This window comes from Agrobacterium genomosp. 13 str. CFBP 6927 (assembly GCA_900012615.1).
Lineage (GTDB): Bacteria > Pseudomonadota > Alphaproteobacteria > Rhizobiales > Rhizobiaceae > Agrobacterium.
In genome coordinates this window covers 560943-581783 of record LT009757.1, presented here as the reverse complement: position 1 = coordinate 581783, position 20841 = coordinate 560943, and the positions used below count along the sequence as shown (strand labels likewise).

Sequence of the window (20841 nt, the reverse complement as noted above, 5' to 3'; positions counted from 1 at the left end):
GGAGGAGTAGAATGGATATTACCGAAACCACGCATCTCAGCCTGCATGTGCCGGAGCCCGCGGTGCGGCCCGGCGACCAGCCGGATTTCTCCAATGTGAAAATACCCAAGGCCGGCTCCGTGCCGCGCCCGGAGGTGGATGCAGCGCCGGAAAGCATGCGCGATCTCGCCTATTCCATCATTCGCGTCCTCAACCACCAGGGTGAGGCCGTCGGGCCATGGGCAGGGCTGCTCTCGGACGAGGAATTGCTGGTGGGCCTTAGAAACATGATGCGGCTTCGCGCTTTCGATGCCCGCATGCTGATGGCGCAACGGCAGGGCAAAACCTCCTTCTACATGCAGCATCTGGGCGAGGAGGCGGTCAGCTGCGCCTTCCGCAAGGCGCTTTCCAAAGGCGACATGAATTTCCCGACCTACCGGCAGGCGGGTCTCTTGATCGCCGACGACTATCCGCTCGTCACCATGATGAACCAGATCTATTCCAACGAGCTGGACCCGCTGCATGGGCGGCAAATGCCGGTCCTCCACTCCTCGAAGGAGCACGGCTTCTTCACCGTGTCCGGCAATCTTGCCACGCAATATGTGCAGGCGGTCGGCTGGGCGATGGCCTCGGCCATCAAGGGCGATACGAAAATCGCAGCCGCGTGGATCGGTGACGGCTCGACGGCGGAATCGGATTTCCATTCCGCGCTCGTCTTTGCCTCCACCTACAAGGCGCCGGTGATCCTCAACATCGTCAACAACCAATGGGCCATTTCCACTTTTCAGGGCATTGCGCGCGGCGGTTCCGGCACCTTTGCAGCGCGGGGGCTGGGTTTCGGTATTCCCGCACTTCGGGTCGACGGCAATGATTATCTTGCCGTCTATGCCGTGGCGCGATGGGCGGTGGAGCGCGCGCGCCGCAATCTCGGCCCGACGCTGATTGAATATGTGACCTATCGTGTCGGCGCACATTCCACCTCCGACGATCCGAGCGCCTATCGCCCCAAGACCGAATCCGAAGCCTGGCCGCTGGGCGACCCGGTTCTCCGGCTGAAAAAACATCTCATTCTGCGCGGTTTCTGGTCGGAGGAGCGGCACCGGCAGGCGGAGGCGGAAATCGCCGATGAGGTGATCGAGGCGCAGCGCGAGGCGGAAAGCCACGGCACGCTGCATGCGGGCGGCAAGCCGCCGACCAAGGATATTTTCGAGGGCGTATATGCCGAGATGCCGCCGCATCTTGTCCGTCAACGCCAGAAAGCCGGGTACTGACATGACCAGAATGACGATGATCGAAGCCGTCCGCAGCGCCATGGATGTATCCATGGAGCGCAACGACGATGTGGTGGTGTTCGGTGAGGACGTGGGTTATTTCGGCGGGGTCTTCCGCGCCACACAGGGGCTGCAGGGAAAATACGGCAAGACCCGCTGTTTCGACGCACCCATCAGCGAATCCGGCATTGTCGGCACCGCCATCGGCATGGCTGCTTATGGCTTGCGCCCCTGCGTCGAAATCCAGTTCGCCGATTACATGTATCCCGCCTATGACCAGATTACCCAGGAAGCGGCGCGCATTCGCTATCGCTCCAATGGCGATTTCACCTGCCCCATCGTTCTCAGAATGCCAACGGGCGGCGGCATTTTTGGCGGGCAGACCCATAGCCAGAGCCCGGAGGCGCTTTTTACCCATGTCTGCGGGCTGAAGGTTGTGGTCCCCTCCAACCCATACGACGCCAAGGGGCTGTTGATCGCGTCGATTGAAGATCCTGATCCGGTGATGTTTCTGGAGCCGAAGCGGCTTTATAACGGCCCCTTCGACGGCCATCACGACCGGCCCGTCACGCCATGGTCCAAACATGATATGGGCGAGGTGCCGGAAGGGCACTACACCATTCCCATTGGCAAGGCGGAAATCCGCCGGCCCGGAAACGCTGTCACCGTCATCACCTACGGCACCATGGTGCATGTGGCGCTGGCGGCGGCGGAAGAGACCGGCGTGGATGCCGAGATCATCGATCTTCGCAGCCTGCTGCCGCTCGACCTCGACACTATCGTGAAGTCCGTTTCCAAGACCGGCCGCTGCGTCATGGTGCATGAGGCGACGCTCACTTCCGGCTTCGGCGCGGAAGTTGTGTCGCTGGTGCAGGAACATTGCTTTTATCACCTGGAGGCCCCGGTCGTCCGCGTTGCCGGCTGGGACACGCCTTATCCCCATGCGCAGGAATGGGACTATTTTCCGGGTCCCGCCCGCGTCGGGCGCGCCCTCGTCGAAGTCATGGAGGCCTGAAAATGGCGGAATTTGTTCTCACTATGCCCGATGTCGGTGAAGGTGTGGCGGAAGCCGAACTGGTGGAATGGAACATCAAGCCCGGCGATCCCGTGCATGAGGACATGGTGCTGGCCGCGGTGATGACCGATAAGGCGACCGTCGAAATCCCCTCGCCGGTTGCAGGCATCGTCACATGGCTGGCGGCGGAAGTGGGTGATACCGTGGCGGTAAAGGCGCCGCTTGTGCGCATCGAAACCGAAGCGGCTGCGGCCGCTCCGGTCGGCGACGCGCCGGAACCGGAAGCGCCATCCGACATGACGGAAGAGCCGCCAGCGGCTGAAATCCAGCCGGCCCGTGAGATAAATGATGCGCCGCCTTCTCCCGAGGTCGAACACCATAAGCCTCTGGCGTCCCCCGCGGTTCGCCAGCGCGCCGATGATCTCGATATCGATCTCGCACGTGTTCGGGGAACAGGGCCGGACGGGCATATCACCCATGCCGATCTCGATGCCTATCTCACCACGCGGTCGCAAGCTGAACGGCCTGCGGTGTCGATAGCGCCCCGCGACAGCGCCGTCGAGGAAGTGAAGGTGACGGGGCTGAGGCGCAGGATCGCCGAGAAGATGGCGCTTTCCGTCTCCCGCATTCCCCACATCACCTATGTCGAGGAAATCGACGTGACGGATCTGGAGGATTTGCGAACCACCATGAACGCCAACCGCCGTTCCGGACAGCCGAAACTGACGATCCTGCCGTTCCTGATGCGGGCGCTTGTCAAAACGGTCGCGGATCATCCCGGCATGAATGCCACCTTCGATGACGAGAAAGGGGTCGTCAGCCATTACGAAGCGGTTCACATCGGCATCGCCACGCAGACGCCTTCGGGATTGACGGTGCCGGTGGTTCGCCACACGGAAACACTTGGCCTTTGGCAATGCGCAGAGGAAGTTGCGCGCGTTGCCGAGGCGGCCCGCACCGGCACCGCCCAGCGCGACGAGCTGACGGGCTCAACTATCACCATCAGCTCGCTCGGCGCCCTGGGTGGTGTGGTTTCGACGCCGATCATCAATTACCCCGAGGTGGCGATCATCGGCGTCAACAAGATCATGACGCGGCCGGTCTGGGATGGCAGCCGTTTCGTGCCCCGCAAGATGATGAACCTTTCTTCCAGCTTCGATCACCGGCTTGTCGACGGCTGGGATGCCGCCGTCTTCATCCAGGCCGTCAAGGCGCTGCTGGAAAAGCCGGCTCTGATCTTCATAGAGTAAAGCACCCGACGCGCCCATTCCTGTGACAAGCCCAGTAATGGGCGCCCCCGCATAGCTTTTTAACGGGTCGTTTTCGACATTCACGGAACTGTTTCGGTGTCAGTATAGGCTTGCGTTCGCGATCTTCGGGTATAGAAGAGAAAGAACGAGAAGCCGTGTTTTCTCATCATGATCATAGTGGCGGACGGGGGCGCTCCGGTGCCCAGCGCTTCGCTGTCCGCCGGCAACCGAATGAAGAAGAAGGTCCTTTCATGAGCACTCCCAAACCCGTTGTCCTGACTATTCTCGATGGCTGGGGGCTGAGCGAGGACAAATCCAGCAATGCGCCGGTGCTGGCGAACACGCCCACCATGGACCGGCTTTTTGCCACCTGCCCGAATGCAACGCTCACCACTTTCGGCCCGAATGTCGGCCTGCCCAGCGGGCAGATGGGCAATTCCGAAGTCGGTCACACCAATATCGGCGCAGGCCGCATCGTTGCCATGGACCTCGGCCAGATTGACCTGGCGATCGAGGATGGCAGCTTTTTCCAGAATGCCGCGCTTCTCGATTTCGCCGCCAAGGTAAAGGCGGCTGGCGGTGTGGCGCATCTGATGTGCGTTGTTTCGGATGGCGGCGTTCACGGCCACATCGTCCACGGTCAGGCGGCGGTGAAGCTGATGACCGATCTGGGGCTGAAGGTCGTCGTGCACGCCATCACCGATGGCCGCGATGTCGCGCCGCAGTCGGCAGAGGGTTTCGTCACTGCTTTTGCAGCCAGCCTGCCTGAGGGCGCCAGCATCGGCACGGTGATCGGCCGTTATTATGCAATGGATCGCGACAATCGCTGGGAACGCGTTGAAAAAGCCTATGACGCCATGGTTCTCGGCAAGGGTGAGCATGCGCCGGACGCGGTGAGCGCTGTGGCCGGAAGCTACAAAAACAACGTCACCGATGAATTCATCCTGCCGACGGTGATCGGCGACTATCAAGGGTTCAAGGCCGGTGACGGTCTCTTCTGCCTGAATTTCCGCGCCGACCGCGCCCGCGAAATCCTGCTCGCCATCGGCGCGGATGATTTCGACGGGTTCGCGCGCGAAAAGCCCGTGCTTTCGGCCTTGCTTGGCATGGTGGAATATTCCACCCGCCACAGCACCTTCATGACGACGGCTTACCCCAAGCGCGATATCGTCAATACGCTGGGCGCCTGGGTGGCCAAGCAGGGTCTGCGGCAGTTCCGCCTGGCCGAGACGGAAAAATATCCGCATGTCACCTTCTTCCTCAATGGCGGCAAGGAAGAGCCGGAAGTGGGCGAAGACCGCTTCATGCCCAAGTCTCCGAAGGTTGCGACCTATGATCTGCAGCCGGAAATGAGCGCGCCGGAAGTGACGGAGAAATTCGTCGAGGCGATCGGCAAAGGTTACGACCTCATCGTCACCAATTATGCCAATCCGGACATGGTCGGCCATACCGGCGACCTGCAGGCCGCGATCAAGGCATGCGAAGCCGTGGACCGGGGCTTGCCGCCGTCGTTGCGGCACTGGACAAGGTGGGGGGCGCCATGCTGGTGATTGCCGACCATGGCAATTGCGAAACCATGGTGGATCCGGTGACCGGTGGCCCGCACACGGCGCACACGACCAATCCGGTGCCGGTGATCCTGTATGGCGGACCGGAAGGTGCAAAGCTGCATAGCGGTATTCTCGCCGATGTTGCTCCGACGCTGCTGCAACTGATGAACGTGCCGCTGCCGGCTGAAATGACGGGCAAGAGCCTGATCGACCTATAATAATAGAGTGCCCTCGCGCGGGAGTTTCTCGCTCCCGCGCCGGCCGTTTTATGCGCATCGAATGAGGTGGGTCTATCGCTGTTTGGCGTAGATGCGGTCGTGGATGAGCATGCCGGTAATCATCGCCGCCACGAAGAGCATAACCGGTAGTAATCCCAGAGCAAAGGCCGAGATTGCGGGGCCGGGGCAAAAGCCCGCAAGCCCCCAGCCTGTGCCAAAAATAGCCGAGCCCACGACCAGCGGCCGGTCGATGCTCGTTTTCGAGGGAAGGCTGAAATCTTCACCGAAGACGGGTTTGGCAAGGAAACGGCGTAGCTGAACGCCCGGTACCGCGACCAGGAGCGCGCCGCCGAGAACGAACATCAGGCTCGGATCCCAATGGCCGCTCGCCACGTCGAGAAAACCTGAAACGCGGGTTGGATCGATCATACCGGAAAGGGAGAGGCCGAAGCCGAACAGCGCTCCTGCCGCGAGTGCCAGCGCGACACGCGCAATGACCGGATTTTTCATGAGAGGGCTCCCGTTATCGTCGCGGCGAGCATGCCGGTGATCAGGAACGTTACGGTCGCGACGATGGAGCGCCGGGAAAATCGCGCCAGCCCCATGATGCCGTGACCGGAAGTACAGCCGGAGCCCATGCGTGTGCCGAAACCGACCAGCAGACCGGCAATGAGGATCAGCGGCCACGGTGTTGTTATGGTGAGGGCAGGAAACTGGCTGAATGTGATGGCATAAAGATAAGGCCCGGCCAACAGACCGGCCACGAATGCCAGATCAGTAAAACGCCGCTCTCTTCCAAGCACATTGCCCAGGATGCCGCTGATACCGGCGATGCGGCCGTTAAAGAAAAACAGGAGGATGCTTGCGAGACCAAGCAGCATGCCGCCGAAAAGCGAGGGCAAATAGGGCGTCACGGGTTTTCCTCCGGCGCGCAGAAAATCGAATAAAGGGCCTCGATCAACTGCGCCGCTTTTTCCTCCGTCAGCCGGTAGAAGATTTGTTTGGCGTCACGTCGGGTCTCGACGATGCCGGCCTCCCGCAACACCCCGAGCTGCTGGGAGAGCGTGGGCTGGCGGATATCCAGCTTGGTCTCGAGTTCGCCGACAGAAAACTCCCCCTGCGCCAGCGTGCAGGCGAGCATCAGCCGCGCCGGATGGGCGAGTGTCTTCAAAAGTATCGCAACCTCGACGGCGCGTTCCTCCATCTCCGGAAGCGGGATTTCAGTAATGTGCAAGGGCAGTTTCAGCGTGTTTTGCTTCACCATGCGCTACCCTCCAGCACGTCGAGAGGGAATTTCAGATAACGTTTGCCGTTTGCCTCGGGCTCCGGCAGACGCCCGCCGCGAATATTGACCTGCAGGGCGTGCAGGATGAGCTTCGGCATCGGCAAGGTGCGATCCCGGGCCTCGCGAAGCTGAATGAAGCCTTCTTCCGTCATGCCGGCCAGATGCGGATTGCTGCGCTTCTGTTCGCCGACCGTGCTTTCCCATTTCGGGGCGCGGCCACCGGGCTGGTAATCATGGCCCGTGAAAAGCCGCGTTTCGTCTGGGAGGGCGAGAATGTTCTGGATGGAGGTCCAGAGTTCTCTTGCGCTGCCACCCGGAAAATCGGCCCGCGCCGTGCCGGAATCGGGCATGAACAGAGTATCGTGTATGAAGGCGGCGTCCCCCACCACATAGGTCACGGAGGCCAGCGTGTGCCCGGGCGAAAACAGCACGCGGGCTTCAAGCGAACCGATGCTGAAACGCTCTTCCGCTTCAAACAGCCGGTCCCATTGCGAACCGTCGGTCTCAAGGACGGGCCAGTTGTATTTCTCCTGCCAGAGTTTCTGTACGCCGGTGATCCTGGCGCCGATCGCCGTTTTCGCGCCGGTTTTTTGGCTGAGATAGTGGGCGGCGGAAAAATGGTCGGCATGGGGATGTGTATCGAGAATCCACTCCACCGTCAGGTTCTGTTCTTTCACATAGTCCAGAATGGCGTCGGCATTCATCGTTCCGGTCGCGCCGGATTTCTCGTCGAAATCATAGACGGGATCAATGATGGCGCAGCGCCCGGTCGAAGGATCCGAAACGATATATTGCACGCTCGATGTACGCGGATCGAAGAAAGCCTTCACATGCGGCTTTGCCAGAGCCCGCCGCTCCAGCCAGCGAACGGCGCCGGAAAGGTCGAAACCATGCTCCTTGCCGAAAGCCCCGATCTCGGATGGCTCCATGCGCCCGTCCAGCGTTTCGCCGAGAACGTAGAGCGTGAGAGCACGGGTGCCGCCCTTGCAATGGGCGAATATAGGGCCCTTGGCTTCAGCCATCGTCTGTTGGAAGGCACGAATATCGGCCTCTGTCATTGTCGGGCCGCTGACCGGAATGAAACTATAGGCCAGACCCGCCGCGCCGGCGGCGCTTCGTTCATGCGCATTGCCCGGCTGGCCGGGCTCTTCGCCATCCGGTCGGGCATTGATGATGGTTTTATATCCTTGAGCGGAGAGCGATGGAAAGTCGGTGATCTCCGGCTGGCCTGCGACTGTCAGACGTTCGTTGATCCTTACGGCGTTCATCGGCATCTCCTGTTGTTCTAAATTAATATACGTTATTGTATAATGTATATTGACTGGCCGCAAGAGGCGCATTTCATCGGAAATGCTTAACGGAAAACACACCCCATGCCTGGCGCTGTGCGGGCATGGGGTGTGTTTGCCTGAAGCCGGTTTGCGTGGCGGCTGGTCTCAGGCGACGAGCCTGCGGCGTGTCGCCTTCCAGCCGAGACAGATCGCCGCGATGAGTAGAACCGTCTGGGCGACGAGAAACGGTGGCTCGTTGCCGTTCGGCGCCAGGGCGTTCAGCGCTTCGACCTTGAGGAAGGCCTGAACGATCAGCACGAACATGTTCAGATAGAGGCCCATCGTCGCGGTGATCGTATAAATGATGCGCGCCCTGCCATTGAGACCGTATCCATAGAGCGCCACCAGCGCGATCGCCAGAATGGCGGTCGAAATGATGCCGACGCCGAGTGCAGGCGTGAAGTTGCCGATCGGAAACAGAAAGCCGGTGAGCGTGGTGGCGAGCGTCGTGATGAGAAAAAGCGCCATCATGCGCGGCATCCACCGCCCTGCCGCATAAGCGGGCAGGGCGATCAGTCCGGTTGCGATGCCGATGAAACTCAGGGCAACGTGCAATGCAGTGAATTGGGGAATGGTCAGTCCGAGGATCATGATGCGTCTCCCTCTATTCGGTTTGAGTTGCACGATACCGGCTGGCGGCAAGTGCATGCGACAGATTGGGCCTCAATGCCGCGCGGGCGGCAAGGAAATTTTCAAGATCAGCCGTATCAGGCAGGGAAGGAATGGTCAGAACCTCGCCGAGATCGAGACCGGCAAGGGCCGCATCCACCATCTCGTAAACATCCATGACCATTGCGGCCGGAATGGCGTCGAGCCGTTCCTCTTCCCAGATTGCCGTGCGGGTGATGCCCGGTAGGACGCCCTGAACCCTTACACCGGAGGGCGAAAGCTGCGCCTGCAGCGCCTCGGTGAAGGCAAGCACGAAGGCCTTGGTGGCCGGGTAGACGGCGGTGAACGCTGCCGGCATCAGCGCCGTGACCGAGGTGATGTTGATGATCGTGCCCTTGCCATCGGCGGCAAGGCGCGGTGCGATGGCTGCCGCAAGCCGGGTGACGGCAAGAATGTTGAGGTTGATCATCGTCGTCACATAGGCCGGGTCCAGCGTCGTTATCGCGCCTTCACCGGCAATGCCGGCATTGTTGACGAGACCGGTAATCTGCTGGTCGTCGCGCAGCCGTTCCTCTACCTTTTCGAGGTCTTCCGCCCTGGAAAGATCGGCGGAGAGAACCTCGACTGCGATGTGATGATCCTTTTCCAGCTGTGCTGCCAGAGCCTTCAGCTTTTCGGCACGCCGTGCCACGAGAATGAGATCACGGCCGCGTTTTGCCAGACGTTCGGCATAGACCGCGCCAATGCCGTCGGATGCGCCGGTGATGAGAAATGTATTCCTTGTCATGTCCGTGTCTCCTGTATCTGGTGGTTTCAGGCGTTGATGAAGGCGAGAAGGTCGGCGTTGAACCGGTCCTGATGGGTCTGAGTCAGGCCATGGTCGACGCCCTCATAGATTTTGAGAACCGCATGTTTGACGATTCTGACCGTGGAAAGCGCGGAAGCGCCCACCGGCACGATCTGGTCGTCATCGCCGTGCAGAACCAGTGTCGGTTTGTCGAAGGCCTTCAGGTCCTGATGAAAATCGCTTTCCGAAAAGGCGCGGATACTGTCGAGCTGGCCTTTCAGGCCGCCCATCATGCCCTGCCGCCAGAATTCCTCGCGGATGCCTTCGGATATCACGGCGCCTTCGCGGTTGTAGCCGTAAAAGGGAATGGTCAGGTCCTTGAAGAACTGGCTGCGATTGTCATAGGTGCCCTTGCGGATGCCGTCGAAAACATCGATCGGCAGGCCGATGGCATTGCTTTCCGTCTTCAGCATCAGCGGCGGAACCGCGCCGATGAGGGCGATTTTCGCGACGCGGGCCGTGCCGTGGCGGCCGATATAGCGGGTGACCTCGCCGCCGCCGGTGGAGTGGCCAACCAGAATGATGTCGTGAAGATCGAGCTGTTCGATCAGCTCGGCCAGGTCATCGGCATATTGATCCATGGTATTATTGTGCCAGACCTGATCGGAGCGGCCGTGGCTGCGGCGATCATGGGCGATGGTGCGGAAACCGTTGTTAGCGAAGAACACCATCTGCGCATCCCAGGCATCGGCGCTGAGCGGCCAGCCATGGGAGAAGATGATGGGCTGGCCGTCTTTCGGACCCCAGTCCTTGTAGAAAATATGCGTTCCGTCTCTGGTGGTGATCGTTGTCATGGCTCTCTCTCCTGTTGCGGGGAGCTTGCTTGCGTCCCGTGGGAATAGAGATACTCTTGACGCAGCGGGGGCTGGATTGGCGCTTCTGACAGAAAACGAGCCGAAACTGACAAAACGGGGGATGCGGGCATGGCGGGTGTAGCGGGAAGCGCGATTGAAGTCGGTCTGGTTCTCTACCGGGACTGTCAGATCGCCATGGTGCACGGCATCACCGATCTTTTCGCCATCGCGTCGGTGTTTTCACAGGATCGCGGCGGACCGAAACTGCGCGTTAGCCACTGGAGCATGGGCGAGGGCGGTGAGTTTTCCCGCTGTCACGACACCGAGCCCGACAGGCCGGGACATCCCGATATCTTCGTCGTGCCCGGCCGACTGACCGGGCCTGCCGAAATCGATGAGGCCGAGCCCTATGCCCGCTGGCTGCTGGACCGGCACGCGCAGGGCGCGACGCTGGCCGCCAGTTGCGGCGGTTCCTTCATTATCGCCGCGACCGGCCTCCTGTCCGGCCGCCCGGCCACGACCCATTGGCTGTTTGCCGAGCGGTTCCGCGACCGTTTTCCCGATATCCGGCTGGAGATAGACAAGATCGTCATCGAGGATGGCGATATCATCACGGCTGGCGGGCTGATGGCTTGGACCGATCTTGGCCTGCGCATCGTCGATCGGCTGCTCGGGCCTTCGGTGATGATCGAGACTGGCAAATTCTTGCTGATCGATCCTTCGGGGCGTGAACAGCGCCATTATAGCAGTTTCGCCCCGAGGCTGACGCATGGCGACGAGCCGATCCTGAAGGTGCAGCACTGGCTGCAGGCCCGCGCCGGGCGGGCGACGAGCGTTACCGACATGGCCGGCCATGCCGGGCTGGAGGAGCGGACCTTTCTGCGCCGCTTCAAGGCGGCGACCGGCATGAAGCCCATCGAATATGTTCAGCACCTGCGCGTTGGCAAGGCGCGGGAATTGCTTGAATTCACCCGCCGTTCGGTCGATCAGATCGCCTGGTCTGTGGGTTATGAGGATTCAGCCGCCTTTCGCCGGGTCTTCCACCGTATTCTCGGCCTCTCACCGGGTGAATATAGAAGCCGCTTCTCCACCAGTTCGGCCATGGCGGCTGCCTGAGGATATCCTGTGGATCCGACAGCCCTGTTGGCCGGGGAAACCGTCGAGACGTCCGGCTCTTGCAATGTGGCGGGTGTTTGTTAACATGCCAGACAAGTTTGAAACAGGTGGGCCGAAATGGACGTTGAGAGCAGCACCAAGCAAATATCGCTTGCGGCGAAGATCAGTTCGGCATTGCGGCGGGATTTGTCGCAGGGCGTGTTCCGCCCCGGTGATCGTCTTCCGAGCGAGAGCGCGCTGACGCGGGAATATTCGGTCAGCCGCACGGTGGTGCGGGAGGCCATCGCCATTCTGCGCGCGGATGGTCTGGTTGAGGCCCGTAAGGGGGCAGGTGTGTTTGCCGTGGAGGCGAAACCAGCCAAGGAGGTGCCTTTTAATGATCTCGCCGTGGGGCGGATCTCCTCCGTGATTGAATTGCTGGAATTGCGCACCGTTTTCGAGGTTGAATCCGCCGGGCTTGCGGCATCGCGCCGTTCCGCGGTGCAGGTGGAGGCGATTGTCGATGCGCATCGGCGTGTCAGCGACTGTCTCGCGGCCGGATTGCCGACACGGGATGCCGATTTCGAGTTTCATCTGGCCATTGCACAGGCGACGCAGAACAGGCGTTTCCCGGAATTCCTCCAGCTCATTCGCTCCGGCATCATTCCCCGCGGTGAGTTGCAGGGTGCTGCGCCAGGGTCGCGTCCCAAGGACTACAACCTGCATCTCCAGGAGGAGCATGCGAGGATCGTCGACGCCATCATCGAAGGCGATGCCGATGCCGCGCGCCAATATATGGCGGCGCATCTGCGCGGCAGTCTTGAGCGCTACAAGGTGCTTCTGCGCTCCCGCACCGCTGCCGCTGATTGACAGAAAGACAAGTTTTCTCCGCGGGTTAAGCGCTTGCCCGTCGATAGAAAGCCAGGGAGGCGGCAAGTGTCAAAATCGCCCCGCCGCAAACCCGGTCGAGCCAAAGAGCTCCGGATTTTCGCAATAGCTTGACGGCCTGCGTGCCGAGCAGGGCATATCCGCACATCACGATGAAATCGATCCCGGCGAAGATCAGCGCCAGCACCGCATATTGCTGGATTTGCGGGGCGGCGGGATCGATGAATTGCGGCAGGAAAGCCGAAAAGAACAGGTATCCCTTGGGGTTGGTCACCGCCACGAGGAAGCTTTTGAAGAAAATCGCGCGCGTGGAGACGGCTCCGTCTGCTCCTGCCGATTGAAGCCCATCAAGCGTGCCTCTTGAGCGCAAAAGCATGATGCCGAGGAAGGCCAGATAACAGACACCGACCCATTTGACGACGCCGAACCAGAATTCCGAAGCGGCAAGCAAAGCCCCCAATCCCAGCGCAACCGCGCCGATCAGGACGAAATCGGAGAGAACCGCGCCGGCCATACCGGTCAAAGCGCGGCGAATTCCGAATCTCGAGCCATTCGAGAGCGCCAGCAAAACAGTCGGGCCTGGCGTCGCGATGCCGATGAAAGCGACGAGGGCAAATGCCAGAAGCGTCATGTCAGCCATATTTTCCTCCTCTGAAGACGCGGATGTCATTGGCATCATAGCTGCGGTTGGCATCCGCGCATTCCGCAAGACGGGAGAATACAGGCTTTTGCGGTCGCAGCAACACAGGTCATTTCCCCTAGGACAGAAGCGAAAGCATCGTGATCCCGGTGCGAAATTTCCGTCCCGTGCACATGTTTCGGAACTTGGCCAATACGGATTTGACCGGGATGCGCTTGACAGCCCCCAACACCTGTGACAACTTTCGCATAGTTGTCAGACATGATTGCGCCTTTGTCATTCGCGCAGTCGATCTCTGGCAAGGGAGGAATCATGCCAAAAAGACGCCTTTCGCTGTATGGTCTGTCCGGCCAGATCGGAAGTATTGCGGTTACGCTGCTCGGATTGCTGTTACTGACCTTTTTTATCGGCCGCCTGATGCCCGCCGATCCCGTGCGGGCGATCGTGGGTGAAGATGCGACCCGCGAAACCTATGAACAGGTCTATCACGCGCTTGGTTTCGACCGTCCGCTGTGGCAACAGTTCTTCTATTATCTGGGAGACGTGTTCACCGGCGACTTCGGAACCTCGATCCGCACCGGGCGTCCGGTCATCGAGGATATCATAAGGGTCATGCCCGCGACGATGGAGCTGGCGACCTTCGCGATCCTGATCGGCGCCGGCCTCGGCATTCCCATGGGCGTTTATGCCGCCGTTAACAAGGATCGCTGGCAGGATCATCTGGTGCGGGTGCTCAGCCTGTTCGGCCATTCCATGCCGATCTTCTGGACCGGCATGATCGCGCTGATCGTTTTTTACGCCCATCTCGGCCTTGTCGGCGGCGGTGGACGCATGGACCAGTTCTATATCGGTCTGGTCGAGGAGCGGACGGGCTTCCTGCTCGTCGACAGTCTTCTGGCGGGCGACATGGAGGTCTTCTGGTCGGCGATCAACCACCTCATCCTTCCCGCCGCTCTGCTCGGTTATTCCTCCTCGGCCTATATCACTCGCATGACGCGCAGCTTCATGCTGGACCAGCTGGGCCAGGAATATGTGACGACCGCGCGCGTCAAAGGCCTGTCGCAGCGGCAGACGGTTTGGCTGCATGCCTTCGGTAATATTCGCGTGCAGCTCGTCACCATTATCGCCCTTGCTTACGGCTCGCTGCTGGAAGGGGCGGTTCTCATTGAAACCGTCTTCGCCTGGCCGGGTTTCGGGCAATATCTCACCAGCAATCTTATCATCGGCGACATGAATGCGGTGATGACCTGCGTTTTGATCGTCGGCGTCATCTTCATCGGGCTCAATCTCCTGTCCGACATTCTCTACCGCTTTTTCGATCCGAGGACCCGTTGATGACGGCCCGTACAGAAACCTCCTTCCGCCTTCCCGTGCCCTTGAACGCGCTGAAGAACATCGTCGTTTTCCTCCTGAAAAGCCCGACATCGGCTTTCGGTCTGGCTGTCCTGCTGTTGCTCGTTATCGCCGCGATTTTCGCGCCCTGGTTTGCGACGCATGACCCCTACGCGCAGGATCTCGCCAATACGCTGCAGGCGCCGGGTAATGGCCACGTCTTCGGCACGGACGAGCTGGGACGCGATATCTATAGCCGCCTTCTCTGGGGCGCGCGCATCACACTCACCATCATCTCGCTGGTGTCGATCATCGTCGGCCCCGTCGGCCTTCTGGTCGGCACGGCTTCCGGTTATCTCGGCGGCAAGTTCGATACGGTGATGATGCGCATCACGGATATCTTCCTGTCCTTCCCTAGCCTCATCCTGTCGCTCGCCTTCGTCGCAGCACTCGGGCCGAGCCTCAACAATGCGATCATTGCGATTGCACTCACCTCCTGGCCGCCGATTGCGCGCCTTGCCCGCGCCGAAGCCATGACCTTCCGCAAGGCGGATTACATTGCCGCCGCGCGGCTTCAGGGCGCATCGCCGCTGCGCATCATCGTCAAGTCGATCATGCCCATGTGCCTACCCTCCGTCCTCATCCGCCTGACGCTGAACATGGCGACCGTCATTCTCACCGCCGCCGGCCTCGGTTTTCTTGGTCTCGGCGCGCAGCCGCCCTTGCCGGAATGGGGGGCAATGATCGCCACTGGCCGGCGTTACATGCTGGATAGCTGGTGGCTCGTCACCTTCCCCGGCATTGCGATCCTCTCCGTCAGCCTTGCCTTCAATCTTCTCGGCGACGGCCTGCGGGATGCGCTCGATCCGAAGCAGATGAACCGGAGATAGGGCCATGGAAAAACCAATCCTCGACGTCGAAAATCTCCGCATCCGCTATGGCGGCTCGCCCATCGAGGCGGTGCGCGGCATCTCCTTCACACTCGGCCGGGAACGGCTCGGCATCGTCGGCGAAAGCGGCTCGGGCAAATCCACCGTTGGCCGCGCCCTGCTGCGCCTTCTGCCATCGGCGACGATCACCGCCGACAGGCTGGATTTCGATGGCCTCGATCTTCTCAAGCTCGATGAGAAGGAGATGCTGAAGGTTCGCGGCAGGCGCATGTCGATGATCCTTCAGGATCCGAAATTCTCCCTTAATCCCATCCGCCGGGTCGGCGATCAGGTGACGGAGACCTATCTGCGCCATTTCAAGGCCTCGAAATCGGAGGCCCGGGAAAAGGCGCTGGCCATGCTCGATGCGGTGAAAATCCGCGATGCCGCCCGTGTTTACGAGCAATATCCGCATGAGATTTCCGGCGGCATGGGCCAGCGTGTCATGATCGCCATGATGCTGCTTGCCGACCCCGATCTCGTCATTGCCGATGAGCCGACCTCGGCGCTCGATGTGACGGTGCGGCTGCAGGTGCTGAATATTCTCGACGGTCTGGTGCGAGATCGCGGTATCGGCCTGATCATGATCAGCCATGACCTCAATCTCGTGCGCAATTTCTGCGACCGGGTGCTCATCATGTATGCTGGCCGCGTGGTGGAAACGCTTGCCGCACGCGATCTCGATCAGGCACAACACCCCTATACGCGCGGCCTTTTGGCTGCACAGCCGCGCATCGGCGGCACGCGCGCGCCGCTTGCGGTGCTGGACCGCCGCCCCGAATGGCTGGAGGAGAACGTATAATGGCCGTTTCCGTTGAAACCCGCGATCTCTCCATCACCTTCGGCAGCGGCCATACAGCGCTGAAAGTGCTGCCTTCCGTATCCTTCCGCGTTGAGCCGGGCGAATGCTTCGGGCTGGTCGGCGAAAGCGGCTCGGGCAAATCCACCGTGCTTCGCTGCGTCTCCATGCTCAACGATTTCTGGACCGGCGATATTCTCATCGATGGCAGGTCGGTGCGCGATATGCCGCTGATCGAGCGGTGCCGCATGCTGCAAATGGTGTTTCAGGATCCCTACGGGTCGCTGCATCCGCGCCAGTCGGTGCGCACCGTGCTTTCGGAATCGCTTGCGATCCACAAGCTCGGTGACCGCGAAGAGCGCATGCGCAAGGTCATCACGGATGTCGGACTGCCCGTAGCCTTTCTGGATCGTTTCCCGCACCAGCTTTCCGGCGGCCAGCGGCAGCGCGTGGCGATTGCCCGGGCGCTGATCCTCGAACCGTCACTGCTTTTGCTCGACGAGCCGACCTCGGCGCTCGATGTCTCGGTGCAGGCGGAAATCCTCAACCTCTTGCAGCGGCTGCGTGAAGAGCGCGGTTTCACCTATATCATGGTGACCCACGATCTCGCCGTGGTCGATCACATGTGCGACCGTTTCGCGGTGATGCTGCGCGGCGAAATCACCGAAATCCTGCCGCGCGACGCCATCGCCGGCAATGTCGCGACTCATCCCTATGCGCGTGAATTGATCGGCGCCTCGCTGGAATATGAAGGCGCGTGACGGCTCCAAGAACGTGACCGTCCTCCTCCGGGGCGTCACGGATAATAACATCCTCCTTCCTTGCCCGGCCTCCCTGCCGGGTATTTTTTTGGGATGGCCGCAAATAGAAAAGACCGGTGGTGATCGGGCCTTGGGCTGCTGACAAACAGAGCCTCTCCTCCGTCATGCCGGACTTGATCCGGCATCCAGCCAGCCCAAGTCCTTGGGCTGAAAGGACTCTTTCCGCCGTGCAGACGCACGGCGGCTGGATTCCGGCTCAAGGCCGGAATGACGGAAGCGATATGTTTTGCCCGTCGGAGCAGTTCTACGGGGTCTTGCCGCAAACAAAAAGGCGCGGGGGTAAGCCGCGCCTTTTCCTGAGTAACCGCTGTGTCGGCGAATTACCGCTCCTTGCTCACCTCTTCAAACCGCGAAAGCCAGGGGCTGACGATCATGCCCTTGACGTCACTGCGGAAGGCGGCGGTGTCGATGACTTCGGAGAAGGGCTGAATGGACATGACGATCTCGTCCATATAGCCTTGCAGCTCCTCATAAAGCTTCGTCTGTTTCGCCACGTCGCGCTCGACCAGCGCTGCCTCGATCATCTTGTTCAGCTTCTCATCGAAGAAACTGGTGCGCCAGCTCTGGTAATTGGTGAGCTTGGCGTCATCGGCATTGTTGGGATTATAGGCGATGGAGCGCAGGTTATTGTCCGGATGCGGCTGCTGGCCGCCGCCGCCGCGGCCGAGCAGCAGTTCGAAGTTCCGCTCGCGCATCGCGCCGTAGATCTGGTCGCCGGAGCCGCTGATCAGTTCGGCCTGAATGCCGGCCTGCGCCAGCGTGTTCTGGATCGCGGTTGCCGCCTTCATGAAGGGGTCTTCCGAAAGCACGCGCAGTGTCGTCTTGAAACCGTTCGGATAACCGGCTTCTGCCAGAAGCGCCTTGGCTTTTTCGATGTCGAGCTTGTAGCCCTGGTCCGGCAGCGCACCCATCACGCCGGTGCTGAGCGAGCGCTGATGCAGCTTGCCGTAGTAGGGCATGACCGCCTTGTCGAGACCGTCGTAATCGATCAGGTAACGCAGGGCCTCGCGCACCTTCTTGTTCGCGAATTTCTCATCCTTCATCGAAACGCTGAGGTAATAAAAACCGGAACCGGGTGTGGATTCGATGGTCACGGCCTTGTCGGCCTCAAGCGATTTCAGGTCCGGGGCCTGCAGGGAATAGGCAACGTCGATATCGCCTTTTTCCAGCATCAGCCGCTGCGATTGCGATTCCGGCAGATGGCGCATCAGGATGCGCTTCATCTTTGCCTTCTCACCCCAATAATCGTCGTTGCGGGTGAGGATGATATATTCGTTGGATTTCCACTGGGTGAGCTTGAAGGGGCCGGAGCCGGCGGAATTCAGCGTCAGCCATGCGCCGCCCAGATCGCCGTCCTTCTCGTTCTCAAGCGCCGTCTTGCTGTCGATGATCGAGCCGGGGCCGTTCTGTGCGAGGATCATGAGCAGCAGGTTCGGGTCGTCGGGCTTCGGGATATTCAGCACGAAGGTCTGGTCGTTTTCGGCGACGAAGAGCTTGCCGGCTTCCTCGAGCTTGAAGCCGCGGGTTTTGAGGAAGGACGATTGCGCCAGGTTACGGGCGAGCAGCCGCTTCAGGCTCCACGCCACGTCCTTGGCCGTTACGGCATTGCCGGAGGCGAATTTGGCATCGGCGCGCAGATGGAAACGGATGGATTTCCGGTCTTCGGCAATCTCCCAGCGATCAGCAAGGCGTGGCTGAACGCTGCGGTCTTTCGGGGAAAGCACGACGAGCGTGTCATAGACATTGTTCAGAACCTGCACGGTCTCGCGGCCGGTAATGGCGGCGGGATCGAGGGTGAGGATATTGCTCATGGTCGTGGCGACGATGAGCTGGTCCTTCGACGTTTCGGCAAAGGCGCTGAGCGGCATGGCGCCGATCAGCAGGGCGCCAAGTGCTGCGGTTGCAAGAAAATGTTTCATCTTTCCTCCCAATACGGCCGGTTCATACGGCCTTTCCACGTTTTGATCCACACGCCCGGTTCCTCCTCGGGCGTCGCAGGATCAGCCAAGAATTTCTCTGACCGGAGCTGCGAGCGCCCGGCCGATTGCCGCCGTTGCCGGCGCATCCAGATGCACGCCATCGACTGGTGAGGCGCTGGCCACCGACCCGGCATCGAAGAAGGCATGTCCGAGTTCGGCGGTGAGTTTGCGGTAAAGCGGCGCAAGCCGCAGCGATTGCCCGATGTCCCGCCCGCCTGCCGGTTCTCCGCCCGGGCCTGCGACGCAGGGCGGCGGGGAGACAATCAGCAGTTTCGGCACGGCCTCGCGCGGTTTGTAAATAAAGGTCTCGACGATCTGCGCCAGCCGCCGCATGCCGGAAACGGCGGCTTCCGCCCGACCGCCATGCACAGGTTTGATGTCGTTGGTGCCGAGCATGATGATGACGAGATCGAGCGGCATGTGGCAGGACAGCGCGATTTCCAGCGCCCGCGCGCCATTGCGGCAGGCCGGGCCGGCGTGGTCGTCGTAACAGGTGGTGCGCCCGCCAAGCCCCTCGGGGTGAACCTTAGCCTTCCCGGCAAGCGCGGCCTCCAGTACCTCCGGCCAGCGGTGTTCGGCGGGGTGCCGCAGACCCGTTGCCGGGTCAGCACCCCAGGTGAGGCTGTCTCCGAAGGCGAGCACCGTTTTCATCGCCCGTTACCTCACCCGGTTGTTGTCGATGAAGGTAAAATCGATGTCCTCGCCAAGGCCCGGCCGATCAGGGACATGCACGAAGCCGTCGCGGTCCATCGGGTCGGACAGCGATTTCAGATAATCGTGGCCGTCATCATATTCGAGAAAGGGGTGCAAAAGGCCGCGCTCATACCAGCGGCAATTCTTGGTGGCGGCGACAACATGCAGGTTCATGGCCGTATTGCCATGCACCTCGCATTCCATGCCGAAGGCTTCGGCCAGATGCATGGTCTTTAGCGCCGGGGTGATGCCACCGACATCATTGACGCCGGTGCGCAGAATATCGCAGGCGCCGGATTTGATCCATTCGGCCCGGTGCCAGTGCTTGCCGGCCGCACTTTCGGGGCCGACGACCGGAATATCGAGATTGTCGGAAAGCCATTTATAGGAAGACAGCGACTGTTCATCCATCGGCTCCTCGATCCAGTCGAAGCCGAGTTTTTCGAGGCCACGCCCAAGCGCCAGCGCATCGGTGCGGGAGTACCAGTGGAAGGCGTCGATCATCAGGCGAATATCGGGGCCAACCGCCTCGCGAACGGCCGCGCAGGCCTTGAGGTCCATTTTCACATCCGGCGCCCAGCTGACGGGCGGCATCCAGGTGTGCAGCTTGATGCCCTTGTAACCGCGCTTCACCAGCGTTTCTGCAAAGCGGCCGTAGTCCTCAGGTGTCGCCAGCCCGCCTTCAAGCTCGTCGCCGCACATGATGGAGCCATAGGCGAGCACCTTGTCGCGATAGCCGCCGATCAACTTGTATACAGGTTGGTTGAGCGAGCGGCCGGCAAGGTCCCACAGGGCGCAGTCCACCACCGCCAATGTGCGATCGGTCAGTTGCGCGGCCGAACCGCGTTGCCAGTGAGCAAGGTCCTGCCATAGCCGTTCGCGGTCGCGATGGTCCTCACCGATCAGAACTTTCTTGACGAATTTTTCGATGACATGCGGGCGAACGATCTCCGGCGCGGTGAAGGAGTGACCTTCCTGACCGTCCTCGGTGCGGATGGTCAGCATGGCCAGTTCCACCTGATGCGCCGGACCCGGATGCGCGTGACCGGCACTGTCCGAGTGCCGACGGGTCGTCGTGCGGAAAACACGGACCTCGACGTCGGTGATGATCATAATTCCTCCCTCATGCAGGTATGGCAGCGTTTGTGATTGCTGCAATGTCATACATGTATGCGTTATTTGTCAACATGTATGATAATCTGTATTACATGTTGGTGCGAAAAATCAAGGCCATTTGCGCATCGTGTTGCACAGCTCTTCAATGTGAGAGGGCAACTGGGGATATTTGCCTCTTCGGAAAAGAAAATCTGACTGGAGGCGTGAGCGCGGCCTATTCAAAGGAGGGGTACATTAATCCATAATTTTAGTAGACTATTGAATCGCGCAATGATCTTTCAACAAAGGCCGGGACTATAAACGAACATGCCGTGCCAGCCGTGCCTGTCATCATGCATTCTGCATGGGTATGCGCCGCATTGAACGGCTGTCCGGAACGGGGATGGCTGCATCTGCGCTG

General features: G+C 60.5%; 20 protein-coding genes and 1 pseudogene. 10 read left to right on the top strand and 11 right to left on the bottom strand.

Translation table 11 applies throughout. The features are described from left to right. Window positions 1–11 precede the first annotated feature (11 nt). From AGR13A_RS16900 to gpmI, 4 genes and pseudogenes are all read left to right on the top strand, one after another. Window positions 12–1250, top strand: a complete 1239-nt coding sequence (locus tag AGR13A_RS16900) for a 3-methyl-2-oxobutanoate dehydrogenase (2-methylpropanoyl-transferring) subunit alpha (protein ID WP_035221257.1) — start codon at window positions 12–14, stop codon at window positions 1248–1250. Between the two features lies 1 nt (window position 1251). Further along, window positions 1252–2265: an alpha-ketoacid dehydrogenase subunit beta gene (locus tag AGR13A_RS16895; protein WP_035221255.1), complete on the top strand. Its 1014-nt coding sequence runs from the start codon at window positions 1252–1254 to the stop codon at window positions 2263–2265. A gap of 2 nt (window positions 2266–2267) precedes the next feature. Further along, the gene (locus AGR13A_RS16890) at window positions 2268–3515 is read left to right on the top strand and encodes a dihydrolipoamide acetyltransferase family protein (protein ID WP_080837808.1); all 1248 of its coding nucleotides are present in this window, start codon (window positions 2268–2270) and stop codon (window positions 3513–3515) included. A 251-nt stretch (window positions 3516–3766) separates the two neighbouring features. Next, a pseudogene (gpmI, locus tag AGR13A_RS16885) lies at window positions 3767–5283 on the top strand (2,3-bisphosphoglycerate-independent phosphoglycerate mutase). Window positions 5284–5355: 72 nt separating this feature from the next. Here gpmI and AGR13A_RS16880 read toward each other — a convergent pair. The 7 genes from AGR13A_RS16880 to AGR13A_RS16850 form a co-directional block, all read right to left on the bottom strand. Continuing rightward, complete coding sequence (locus AGR13A_RS16880) at window positions 5356–5793, bottom strand: YeeE/YedE family protein (protein ID WP_080837806.1); 438 nt, start codon at window positions 5791–5793, stop codon at window positions 5356–5358. After that, window positions 5790–6164: a YeeE/YedE family protein gene (locus tag AGR13A_RS16875; protein ID WP_080840258.1), complete on the bottom strand. Its 375-nt coding sequence runs from the start codon at window positions 6162–6164 to the stop codon at window positions 5790–5792. The genes AGR13A_RS16880 and AGR13A_RS16875 overlap by 4 nt, the downstream gene beginning before the upstream one ends. A 29-nt stretch (window positions 6165–6193) precedes the next feature. After that, window positions 6194–6547 carry a sulfite-sensing transcriptional repressor BigR gene (bigR, locus tag AGR13A_RS16870; protein ID WP_080837802.1) on the bottom strand — a complete coding sequence of 118 codons (354 nt, stop codon included), beginning with the start codon at window positions 6545–6547 and terminating at the stop codon, window positions 6194–6196. Continuing rightward, window positions 6541–7836 carry a bifunctional sulfur transferase/dioxygenase Blh gene (gene blh / locus AGR13A_RS16865; protein ID WP_080837799.1) on the bottom strand — a complete coding sequence of 432 codons (1296 nt, stop codon included), beginning with the start codon at window positions 7834–7836 and terminating at the stop codon, window positions 6541–6543. The genes bigR and blh overlap by 7 nt, the downstream gene beginning before the upstream one ends. 168 nt (window positions 7837–8004) lie before the next feature. Beyond that, a complete protein-coding gene (locus AGR13A_RS16860; protein ID WP_080837795.1) occupies window positions 8005–8490 on the bottom strand; it encodes a hypothetical protein in 486 nt (161 codons plus the stop codon). Window positions 8491–8503: 13 nt separating this feature from the next. Then, on the bottom strand, window positions 8504–9295 hold the full coding sequence (locus tag AGR13A_RS16855; protein ID WP_080837791.1) for an SDR family NAD(P)-dependent oxidoreductase: 792 nt from the start codon (window positions 9293–9295) through the stop codon (window positions 8504–8506). A gap of 26 nt (window positions 9296–9321) precedes the next feature. Next, complete coding sequence (locus AGR13A_RS16850) at window positions 9322–10149, bottom strand: alpha/beta fold hydrolase (protein ID WP_080837789.1); 828 nt, start codon at window positions 10147–10149, stop codon at window positions 9322–9324. A 129-nt stretch (window positions 10150–10278) separates the two neighbouring features. Here AGR13A_RS16850 and AGR13A_RS16845 point away from each other — a divergent pair, with 129 nt between their 5' ends. Further along, on the top strand, window positions 10279–11265 hold the full coding sequence (locus AGR13A_RS16845; protein ID WP_080837786.1) for a GlxA family transcriptional regulator: 987 nt from the start codon (window positions 10279–10281) through the stop codon (window positions 11263–11265). Between the two features lie 117 nt (window positions 11266–11382). Beyond that, a complete protein-coding gene (locus AGR13A_RS16840; protein ID WP_080837783.1) occupies window positions 11383–12114 on the top strand; it encodes a FadR/GntR family transcriptional regulator in 732 nt (243 codons plus the stop codon). Window positions 12115–12139: 25 nt separating this feature from the next. Here AGR13A_RS16840 and AGR13A_RS16835 read toward each other — a convergent pair whose 3' ends face one another. Next, window positions 12140–12772 (bottom strand): LysE family translocator, encoded by a 633-nt coding sequence (locus AGR13A_RS16835; protein ID WP_080837781.1) that lies wholly within the window; start codon window positions 12770–12772, stop codon window positions 12140–12142. Window positions 12773–13084: 312 nt separating this feature from the next. On the opposite strand from AGR13A_RS16835, the gene AGR13A_RS16830 reads away from it, so the two are divergent. The 4 genes from AGR13A_RS16830 to AGR13A_RS16815 are packed head-to-tail and all read left to right on the top strand — an operon-like array spanning window position 13085 to window position 16593. Beyond that, window positions 13085–14107 carry an ABC transporter permease gene (locus AGR13A_RS16830; RefSeq protein WP_080837778.1) on the top strand — a complete coding sequence of 341 codons (1023 nt, stop codon included), beginning with the start codon at window positions 13085–13087 and terminating at the stop codon, window positions 14105–14107. After that, window positions 14107–14994 (top strand): ABC transporter permease, encoded by an 888-nt coding sequence (locus tag AGR13A_RS16825; RefSeq protein WP_080837775.1) that lies wholly within the window; start codon window positions 14107–14109, stop codon window positions 14992–14994. The genes AGR13A_RS16830 and AGR13A_RS16825 overlap by 1 nt, the downstream gene beginning before the upstream one ends. A 4-nt stretch (window positions 14995–14998) precedes the next feature. After that, window positions 14999–15835 (top strand): ABC transporter ATP-binding protein, encoded by an 837-nt coding sequence (locus AGR13A_RS16820; RefSeq protein WP_080837771.1) that lies wholly within the window; start codon window positions 14999–15001, stop codon window positions 15833–15835. Further along, window positions 15835–16593, top strand: a complete 759-nt coding sequence (locus tag AGR13A_RS16815) for an ABC transporter ATP-binding protein (protein ID WP_080837769.1) — start codon at window positions 15835–15837, stop codon at window positions 16591–16593. Before AGR13A_RS16820 ends, AGR13A_RS16815 begins: the two co-directional genes overlap by 1 nt. 380 nt (window positions 16594–16973) lie before the next feature. Here the strand turns inward: AGR13A_RS16815 and AGR13A_RS16810 are convergent, their stop codons facing one another. The 3 genes from AGR13A_RS16810 to AGR13A_RS16800 all read right to left on the bottom strand — a co-directional run bounded on the left by AGR13A_RS16810 (window position 16974) and on the right by AGR13A_RS16800 (window position 20438). After that, window positions 16974–18572, bottom strand: a complete 1599-nt coding sequence (locus tag AGR13A_RS16810; protein WP_080837765.1) for an ABC transporter substrate-binding protein — start codon at window positions 18570–18572, stop codon at window positions 16974–16976. A gap of 81 nt (window positions 18573–18653) precedes the next feature. Further along, window positions 18654–19283, bottom strand: a complete 630-nt coding sequence (locus AGR13A_RS16805) for an SGNH/GDSL hydrolase family protein (protein ID WP_080837760.1) — start codon at window positions 19281–19283, stop codon at window positions 18654–18656. A 6-nt stretch (window positions 19284–19289) separates the two neighbouring features. Further along, window positions 19290–20438: a mandelate racemase family protein gene (locus tag AGR13A_RS16800; RefSeq protein ID WP_080837756.1), complete on the bottom strand. Its 1149-nt coding sequence runs from the start codon at window positions 20436–20438 to the stop codon at window positions 19290–19292. Window positions 20439–20841: the final 403 nt, after the last annotated feature.